8 protein-coding genes are annotated in these 7,258 nt (G+C 63.6%); 2 read left to right on the plus strand and 6 right to left on the minus strand.

Annotated elements, in window-relative coordinates; genetic code table 11:
* Genes hutU through hutH form a run of 3 tightly spaced genes read right to left on the minus strand, consistent with a single transcriptional unit; the run spans nt 1 to nt 3,962 of the window.
* Nucleotides 1–1,689 carry a urocanate hydratase gene (gene hutU, locus LPA37_RS22270; RefSeq protein ID WP_228979063.1) on the minus strand — a complete coding sequence of 563 codons (1,689 nt, stop codon included), beginning with the start codon at nt 1,687–1,689 and terminating at the stop codon, nt 1–3.
* Between the two features lie 32 nt (nt 1,690–1,721).
* The gene (hutC, locus tag LPA37_RS22275; protein ID WP_229013733.1) at nt 1,722–2,417 is read right to left on the minus strand and encodes a histidine utilization repressor; all 696 of its coding nucleotides are present in this window, start codon (nt 2,415–2,417) and stop codon (nt 1,722–1,724) included.
* Nucleotides 2,418–2,438: 21 nt separating this feature from the next.
* Nucleotides 2,439–3,962 (minus strand): histidine ammonia-lyase, encoded by a 1,524-nt coding sequence (gene hutH / locus LPA37_RS22280; protein ID WP_228979258.1) that lies wholly within the window; start codon nt 3,960–3,962, stop codon nt 2,439–2,441.
* A 369-nt stretch (nt 3,963–4,331) separates the two neighbouring features.
* Here hutH and LPA37_RS22285 point away from each other — a divergent pair, with 369 nt between their 5' ends.
* Both LPA37_RS22285 and LPA37_RS22290 read left to right on the plus strand, forming a co-directional pair.
* Nucleotides 4,332–5,234 carry an NAD-dependent epimerase/dehydratase family protein gene (locus tag LPA37_RS22285; protein WP_228979067.1) on the plus strand — a complete coding sequence of 301 codons (903 nt, stop codon included), beginning with the start codon at nt 4,332–4,334 and terminating at the stop codon, nt 5,232–5,234.
* Nucleotides 5,235–5,368: 134 nt separating this feature from the next.
* A complete protein-coding gene (locus tag LPA37_RS22290; protein WP_228979069.1) occupies nt 5,369–5,551 on the plus strand; it encodes a hypothetical protein in 183 nt (60 codons plus the stop codon).
* Between the two features lie 38 nt (nt 5,552–5,589).
* On the opposite strand, the gene LPA37_RS22295 is transcribed toward LPA37_RS22290, so the two are convergent.
* Genes LPA37_RS22295 through LPA37_RS22305 form a run of 3 tightly spaced genes read right to left on the minus strand, consistent with a single transcriptional unit; the run spans nt 5,590 to nt 7,127 of the window.
* Complete coding sequence (locus LPA37_RS22295) at nt 5,590–6,318, minus strand: DUF899 domain-containing protein (protein ID WP_228979070.1); 729 nt, start codon at nt 6,316–6,318, stop codon at nt 5,590–5,592.
* Between the two features lie 21 nt (nt 6,319–6,339).
* A complete protein-coding gene (locus tag LPA37_RS22300; protein WP_229013734.1) occupies nt 6,340–6,768 on the minus strand; it encodes an SRPBCC family protein in 429 nt (142 codons plus the stop codon).
* A complete protein-coding gene (locus LPA37_RS22305) occupies nt 6,678–7,127 on the minus strand; it encodes an ArsR/SmtB family transcription factor (protein WP_228979073.1) in 450 nt (149 codons plus the stop codon). The genes LPA37_RS22300 and LPA37_RS22305 overlap by 91 nt, the downstream gene beginning before the upstream one ends.
* Nucleotides 7,128–7,258 lie beyond the last annotated feature (131 nt).

A 7,258-nucleotide genomic window follows, 5' to 3' on the forward strand; every position in this document is an offset into this window, starting at 1 on the left:
TCAGCGGCCGAGCATCGGCAGATTGAGACCCGCCTCGCGCGCCGTTTCCCGCGCAAGTTCATAGCCGGCATCCGCGTGACGCATCACGCCCGTCGCTGGATCGTTGAACAGCACGCGGCCAAGACGCTCCTTCGCGGCATCCGTGCCGTCGGCGACGATCACGACGCCCGCGTGCTGGCTGAAGCCCATGCCGACGCCGCCGCCGTGATGCAGCGACACCCACGACGCGCCGCCCGCCGTGTTCAGCAGTGCGTTGAGAAGCGGCCAGTCGCTGACTGCATCCGAGCCGTCCTTCATCGATTCCGTTTCGCGGTTCGGGCTTGCAACCGAACCCGTATCGAGGTGGTCGCGGCCGATCACGACCGGCGCCTTCAGTTCGCCGTTCCTCACCATTTCGTTGAACGCCTGGCCGAGACGATAGCGATCCTTCACGCCGACCCAGCAAATCCGCGCCGGCAGCCCCTGGAACGCAATGCGTTCGCGCGCCATGTCGAGCCAGTTGTGCAGATGCGGATCGTCCGGAATCAGTTCCTTCACCTTCGCATCGGTCTTGTAGATGTCTTCCGGATCGCCCGACAGCGCGACCCAGCGGAACGGCCCCTTGCCTTCGCAGAAGAGCGGACGGATATACGCCGGCACGAAGCCCGGGAAATCGAACGCGTTTTCGACGCCCATTTCCAGCGCCATCTGGCGGATGTTGTTGCCGTAATCGAGCGTCGCCGCGCCGCGTTCCTGCAGCGTGAGCATCGCCTGCACCTGCTTCGCCATCGACTGCTTCGCGGGCAGCACGATGCTGTCCGGCACCGTCTTCTGACGCTCGCGCCAGTCCTCGACGTTCCAGCCCTGCGGCAGGTAGCCGTGAATCGGATCGTGCGCGCTCGTCTGGTCGGTCACGCAGTCAGGCGTGATGCCGCGCGTCACGCATTCGGCGAACACGTCGGCGGCGTTGCCGAGCAGACCGATCGAAACCGGCTTGCCGGCCTTCTTCGCTTCGTCGAGCATCGCGAGCGCTTCGTCGAGCGTCGCGGCCTTTTTGTCGACGTAGCGTGTCTTCAGACGGAAGTCGATACGCGTCTCGTCGCATTCCACGGCGATCATCGAGAAGCCTGCCATCGTCGCGGCGAGCGGCTGCGCGCCGCCCATGCCGCCGAGGCCGCCCGTCAGGATCCAGCGGCCCGACGGATCGCCGTTGAAGTGCTGGTTCGCGACCGAGAAGAACGTTTCGTACGTGCCCTGCACGATGCCCTGGCTGCCGATGTAGATCCAGCTGCCGGCCGTCATCTGGCCGTACATCATCAGGCCCTTGCGGTCGAGTTCGTGGAAGTGTTCCCACGTCGCCCAGTGCGGCACGAGATTCGAATTCGCGAGCAGCACGCGCGGCGCGTCGGCATGCGTCCTGAACACGCCCACCGGCTTGCCCGATTGAATCAGCAGCGTTTCGTCTTCGTTCAGGTCCTTGAGCGACTTGAGGATCTGGTCGTAGCAGTCCCAGTTGCGCGCGGCGCGGCCGATGCCACCGTACACCACGAGCGCATGCGGATGCTCGGCGACTTCCGGGTCCAGATTATTCTGGATCATGCGGTACGCGGCTTCCGCGATCCACGTCTTGCAGGTCTTTTCGCTGCCGCGCGGCGCGCGGATCGTGCGGGTCGGGTCGAGACGCGGATCGATATGTTTCGGGTTGTTCATGGTGATGGCCCTCAAATGCCCAGAGAGAAAGTTCAGAAGTGTCCGGTGAAGCGATAGCGGCTGCCGGGATGCCACAGGTTGGCCACCGAGGCGACCAGACCCTGCGACCACGTGCGTCGATGCAGTACGAGGCAGGCCTCCGTTTGACTCATGGTCAGGAGCTCACGGGTCTCGTCGTCCGCGGCGAGCGCCTCGATGCGGTACTCGACGCGCTGCAGCGGCGCGACGCGCACGAGATACTGGTTCGGCGTCGTGCGCGTGAAATCCTGCAACGCGTATTCGGGTGCAACCGACGGATTGACCCAGCGTTCTTCGAGCTGCACCGGCTCGTCGTTTTCGAAATGCAGCAGGCGCGAATGAAAGAGCGGATTGCCTGCGTTGACCTGCATTTCGCCCGCGAGCACCTCGTCGGCGATCGTCGCGCCGACGTGCAGCACGCTCGCGTGATAGCGATGGCCGCGCGCGACGATTTCGTCGGAGATGCTGCGGATCGCGACCAGCGTCGACTCGTACTTCGGCCGCGCGACGAACGTGCCGGAACCCTGCACGCGCGTGAGCACCTGCTCCGACGTGAGTTCGCGCAGCGCGCGGTTCACCGTCATGCGCGCGACGTTGAATTCACGTGCCAGTTCGTTTTCCGACGGGACCTGGTCGCCCTCCGACCACTCGCCCGCGTGAATGCGCCCGAGGATGAAGTCCTTGATCCCCTGATAAGCCGGTGCGTTCATGTCTCTTCGTGCTTGATGTGCTTACTGTTCGGACGCGAACGAGAACGGCGCGTGCGCCGCGATCGTGCCGTTCTGCACCAGACGCGTAATCGCGACGATGTCCGGCGAGAAGTAATGATCGAGCTCGTAATGCGCGACTTCGCTGCGCACGGTCTGCATCACACGCTGCAGGCTCGGGCTCGTCTGGTGCGGCGCGCGCAGGTCGATACCCTGCGCCGCGGCCAGCAGTTCGATCGACAGGATGTTCGCGGTGTTCTCCGCCATGTCGGCGAGCTTGCGCGCGGCGAACGTCGCCATCGAAACGTGATCTTCCTGGTTCGCCGAAGTAGGCAGCGAATCCACCGAAGCCGGATGCGCGAGCGTCTTGTTTTCCGAAGCGAGCGCCGCGGCCGTGACGTGCGCGATCATGAAGCCGGAGTTCACGCCGCCATCGCGGACGAGGAACGGCGGCAGGCCCGACAGCGTCGCATCGATCAGGAGCGCGATGCGGCGCTCCGCGAGCGCGCCGATTTCGGCGACGGCGAGCGCGAGGTTGTCCGCCGCGAACGCGACCGGCTCGGCGTGGAAGTTACCGCCCGACAGCACTTCGCCCGTATCCGGGAAAATCAGCGGGTTATCGGACACCGCGTTCGATTCGATCAGCAGCACGTCGGCGGCGTGACGCATCTGGTCGAGGCACGCGCCCATCACCTGCGGCTGGCAGCGCAGGCTGTACGGATCCTGCACCTTGTCGCAATCGGCGTGCGAGACGTTGATCGCCGAGCCGTCGAGCAGCGAGCGGTACGCCGCCGCCGCATCGATCTGACCTTGATGGCCGCGCAGCGCGTGGATACGGTGATCGAACGGCTTGACCGAACCCATGGCCGCGTCGACCGACAGCGCGCCGGAGACGAGCGCGGTGCGGAACAGATCTTCGATCGCGAACATGTTGTAGAGCGCGAGCGCGGTGGACGCCTGCGTGCCGTTGAGGAGCGCGAGGCCTTCCTTCGCCTGCAGTGTAAGCGGCTTGAGACCGGCGACGCGCAGGCCTTCGATGGCCGCCGCGCGCTCGCCGCGAATGAACACTTCGCCGATGCCGAGCAGCACGCCCGACATGTGCGCGAGCGGCGCGAGGTCGCCCGATGCGCCGACCGAACCCTTCACCGGAATCACCGGCAGCACGTCGGCGTTGAACAGCGTGAGCAGCGCGTTCATCACTTCGCGACGGATGCCCGAATGACCGCGGCCGAGGCTCGACAGCTTCAGCGCCAGCAAGAGACGCACCACCGGACGCGACATCGGCTCGCCCACGCCGACCGCGTGCGACAGCACGAGATTGCGTTGCAGCAGTTCGAGCTGGTCGTGCGGGATGTGCGTGCTGGCCAGACGACCGAAGCCGGTATTGATGCCATACGCCGGCTCGCCCTTCGCGGCGATGTCCGCGACGGCCTGCGCGCCGGCGTCGATGGCCGCGAAGCTGGCCGGGTCGAGTTCAAGCGTGAGCTGCTCGCGGGCAATCACGCGGAGTTGCTTGAGGGTCAGGCTGCCGGGCGTAAGAATCATGATGAGAAATCCTGTCTATACAATTGAGTTTGAAGTGTAGCGTTGCGCTCTTGTCTATACAACTTGTTTTTGTGAGATTGGGACCAGGGGTTTCCAGTAGAAGCAGAGGAGTTCTGCTCCACCGGCCCTTCCCGCTTGCGGCGGACGCGCCTTGCGCTGGCTGCTCGTGTCATCGGCCAGCGCCATAACTTGTATATACACCTGCTCCATCAGGGCTCGCAACCGGACAAAAAACGGACGCCCGGACGGCATCGGCATCGTATTTATTGACTAAAAATCAATATTCATTTGAGACGCAGCCACTTTTTGACAAAGTCCGCTGGACGGATACTGGATGCCTCTCATCGCGAATCAACCAGCAGGAGTCAGGTCATGAAAGTTTTCGTCACGGGCGCAGCGGGCTTTATCGGCGGTTCCATCGCGGCGGGCCTCGTGCGCGCCGGGCATCAGGTCACGGGGCTCGTGCGCCGTCCCGAACAGGCCGAGGCGCTCAGGCGTCTGGGCATCGAACCCGTTATGGGCGACCTCGACGACCGCGCGTTGCTCATCGCGCAGGCACAGGCCGCCGACGGCGTCATCAACGCCGCCAGCAGCGATCATCGTGGCGCCGTCGAGGCGCTGATCGAAGGCCTTGCCGGCTCAGGCAAGCCGTTTCTGCATACGAGTGGTTCGAGCATCGTCGGCGATGCGTCGGGCGGCGAAGGCACCGATGCGATCCATTACGAAGACCGTCTGCCCGCGCCGACCGCCGACAAGGCGCCGCGCGTCGCGATCGACAACCTCGTGCTCGACGCCGCCCATCGTGGCATCCGCTCGAGCGTGCTGTGCAACACGCTCATCTACGGTCACGGCGCGGTGCCGGGTACGCAAAGCGTGCAGCTGCCGCGTCTGCTGCGTCAGGCGCAAAAAAGCGGCGTGGTGCGGCACGTGGGCAGCGGCGGCAACATCTGGTCGAACGTGCATATCGACGACGTCGTCGAACTCTATCGTCTCGCGCTCGAAAAATCGCCGGCCGGCACGTTCTATTTCGTCGAAAGCGGCGAAGCGATGTTCCGCGACATGACCGCGGCGATGGCCGACGCGCTCAAGCTCGGCAAGCCACAGGACTGGCCGCTCGAAGAAGCGAAGCAGGAATGGGGTTATGAAATGGCGTCGTACGGGCTCGGCTCGAACAGCCGCGTGCGCGGTACGCGTGCCCGCACATTGCCTGGCTGGAAACCGCGGCATACGTCGGTGATCGACTGGATTCGTAACGAGATGGTGAGCACGCCGTAAGCTGCCCGAGGGGCAAATGAAGGAAGCCGTGACATGCGTGCAACATCGCACGTTCGCGTAGCGGATCCGTAAGCTCAACTCGATAGAATTGCGCTCATTATCTGGCGCGTTGTGTCGCCGGGCGCGGATTCCCGATGTTCATTGCACTCAATTTCGACTGGCTGACCAACCTTCTCGCGATCCTGTTCATCGTGGCGTGCCTCTATGATGTACGCCACGATGAATACGGCACGTTGACGCTATCCGCCGCCGCGATGGGGCTCGCCGTGATGGCGATCGAGTTTTTCCTCAAGCCCGCATTCGAAATGGCGCTGTAAGTCGCGGCGATTTATAACGCGCAGCGAGCGCGCCACGCTCAGGCTTTCTTCTGCTGCTGCCGCCCGTCGCCTTCGTAGCGATCGTGATGGCGCATCCAGTCCATCATGCCATTCGTTTCGTTACGCCCTTCAGGCGCGGCGTCGAGGAACGCGTACGTGCCGGCCATCGGCTCGTCGCCGCGCGCATACCGCGAGAACGTGTGATACACGACGCCGTCTTCATCCTTGTAGAACGCACTCAGCCCGTGCATTTCGTCGCATTCGAAATCCTGCACGCCGAAGTTGTAGAAGACCTTGCCCGCCTTCTTCTGATCGTCGGTGAACGACACGTTGTAGTCGTAGTTGAAATCGCTTTGCGCCGACGACACCCAGCGGAACTTCCAGCCCATTCTCTTTTTGAACGCTTCGAGTTTCGCGAGCGGCGCACGCGAAACCGCCACGAACGACACATCGTGATGTTCGAGATGCAAAAGCGCGCCATCGGTGTGATCCATGCCGAACGAGCAGCCCGGGCAGCCCTCTTCCCAGTCGGGTCCGAACATGAAGTGGTAGACGAGCAGCTGGCTGCGTCCATCGAACAGTTCAGCGAGCGTCTGGCGGCCCTGCGGCGTATCGAATGTGTAGTTCTTCCCGACCTTCACCCACGGCAGTGCAAGGCGCTTGCGGTTCAGTTCGTCGCGTGCGCGTGTATAAGCCTTTTCGTGTGCAAGATGCGCGCGCTGCGCGGCGATCCATTCTTCCCTTGAAACGATTGTGTGCGGTTCCATATGCGCGTCCTCCGTATCGGGTCAGGCAAACAGGTGTTCGAGCGCGTCGAGCACATCCGTCCAGCCGGACCGGTGACTGTCACGCGCGGCTTCGTCGACGAACTGCTCGTGCGTGAGCGTAAGAAGAGTTGCGTCGCCATCGCGCCTCAGCACGATCGTGACGAGTGATTCGCGTTCGGGCGTCGTGATCCACGCCCACGTGAACACCAGTTTCGTGCCGGGCACGATCTCGCGATATTCGCCGCTGACGTCGTTCGTTCCGCCATCCGGCGCGTGCATGATCACGTGAAACCGGCCGCCCACGCGCACGTCCATTTCGGCGTGCGTGACCTTGTTGCCCATCGGGGTCCACCACATCGCTATTTGCGCCGGGTCCGTCCAGGCGCGCCAGACTTTTTCGGGCGAGGCGTTGATGCGGCGCTGGATCGTAAGACTGGGTCGGGTGAGCATGCGTCTTTCTCCACAAAGGCAGCAAGTCGATCGAGCTGATCAGTCCAGAAGCGCTGGTAGCGGGTGAGCCATTCCATCGCTTCCTCCATGGGCGCGGGCGCGAGCCGGCACGCAACGGTGCGTCCGGTTTTCGTGCGCGTGACCAGCCCCGCTTCGGACAGCACGTCGAGATGCTTCATCACCGCCGGCAGCGACATCTCGAACGGCGCGGCGAGCTCGCTCACCGACAGGTCGTGCTGGCCGGAAAGGCGCGCGAGCATCGCACGCCGCGTAGGATCCGCCAGCGCGGAAAACGTGCGGTCCAGAGCCGTGTCCATATACTTAACCATGAAGTTAAGTATAGACGATGAAGCCGGCATGTCAAGAGAACCTGCGACGCCTCAAATCGGCATAGGGGACGGCCATGAGGCCGTACCCCTGCCACACCACCCGGCATGCGGGTCCGCACCGGGCGGTTCGGGAAGTTGAGGTTATGAGAGTCGGGGTACAC

The sequence above is a fragment of the Paraburkholderia gardini genome, from assembly GCF_907164545.1.
GTDB classification, from domain to species: domain Bacteria; phylum Pseudomonadota; class Gammaproteobacteria; order Burkholderiales; family Burkholderiaceae; genus Paraburkholderia; species Paraburkholderia gardini.

What these genes read in the sequence shown, in the direction of transcription:
- hutU (WP_228979063.1), bottom strand. Translation starts at nt 1,689, where the DNA reads ATGAACAACCCGAAACATATCGATCCGCGTCTCGACCCGACCCGCACG.
- hutC (WP_229013733.1), bottom strand. Translation starts at nt 2,417, where the DNA reads ATGAACGCACCGGCTTATCAGGGGATCAAGGACTTCATCCTCGGGCGC.
- LPA37_RS22285 (WP_228979067.1), top strand. Translation starts at nt 4,332, where the DNA reads ATGAAAGTTTTCGTCACGGGCGCAGCGGGCTTTATCGGCGGTTCCATC.
- LPA37_RS22290 (WP_228979069.1), top strand. Translation starts at nt 5,369, where the DNA reads ATGTTCATTGCACTCAATTTCGACTGGCTGACCAACCTTCTCGCGATC.
- LPA37_RS22295 (WP_228979070.1), bottom strand. Translation starts at nt 6,318, where the DNA reads ATGGAACCGCACACAATCGTTTCAAGGGAAGAATGGATCGCCGCGCAG.
- LPA37_RS22300 (WP_229013734.1), bottom strand. Translation starts at nt 6,768, where the DNA reads ATGCTCACCCGACCCAGTCTTACGATCCAGCGCCGCATCAACGCCTCG.
- LPA37_RS22305 (WP_228979073.1), bottom strand. Translation starts at nt 7,127, where the DNA reads ATGCCGGCTTCATCGTCTATACTTAACTTCATGGTTAAGTATATGGAC.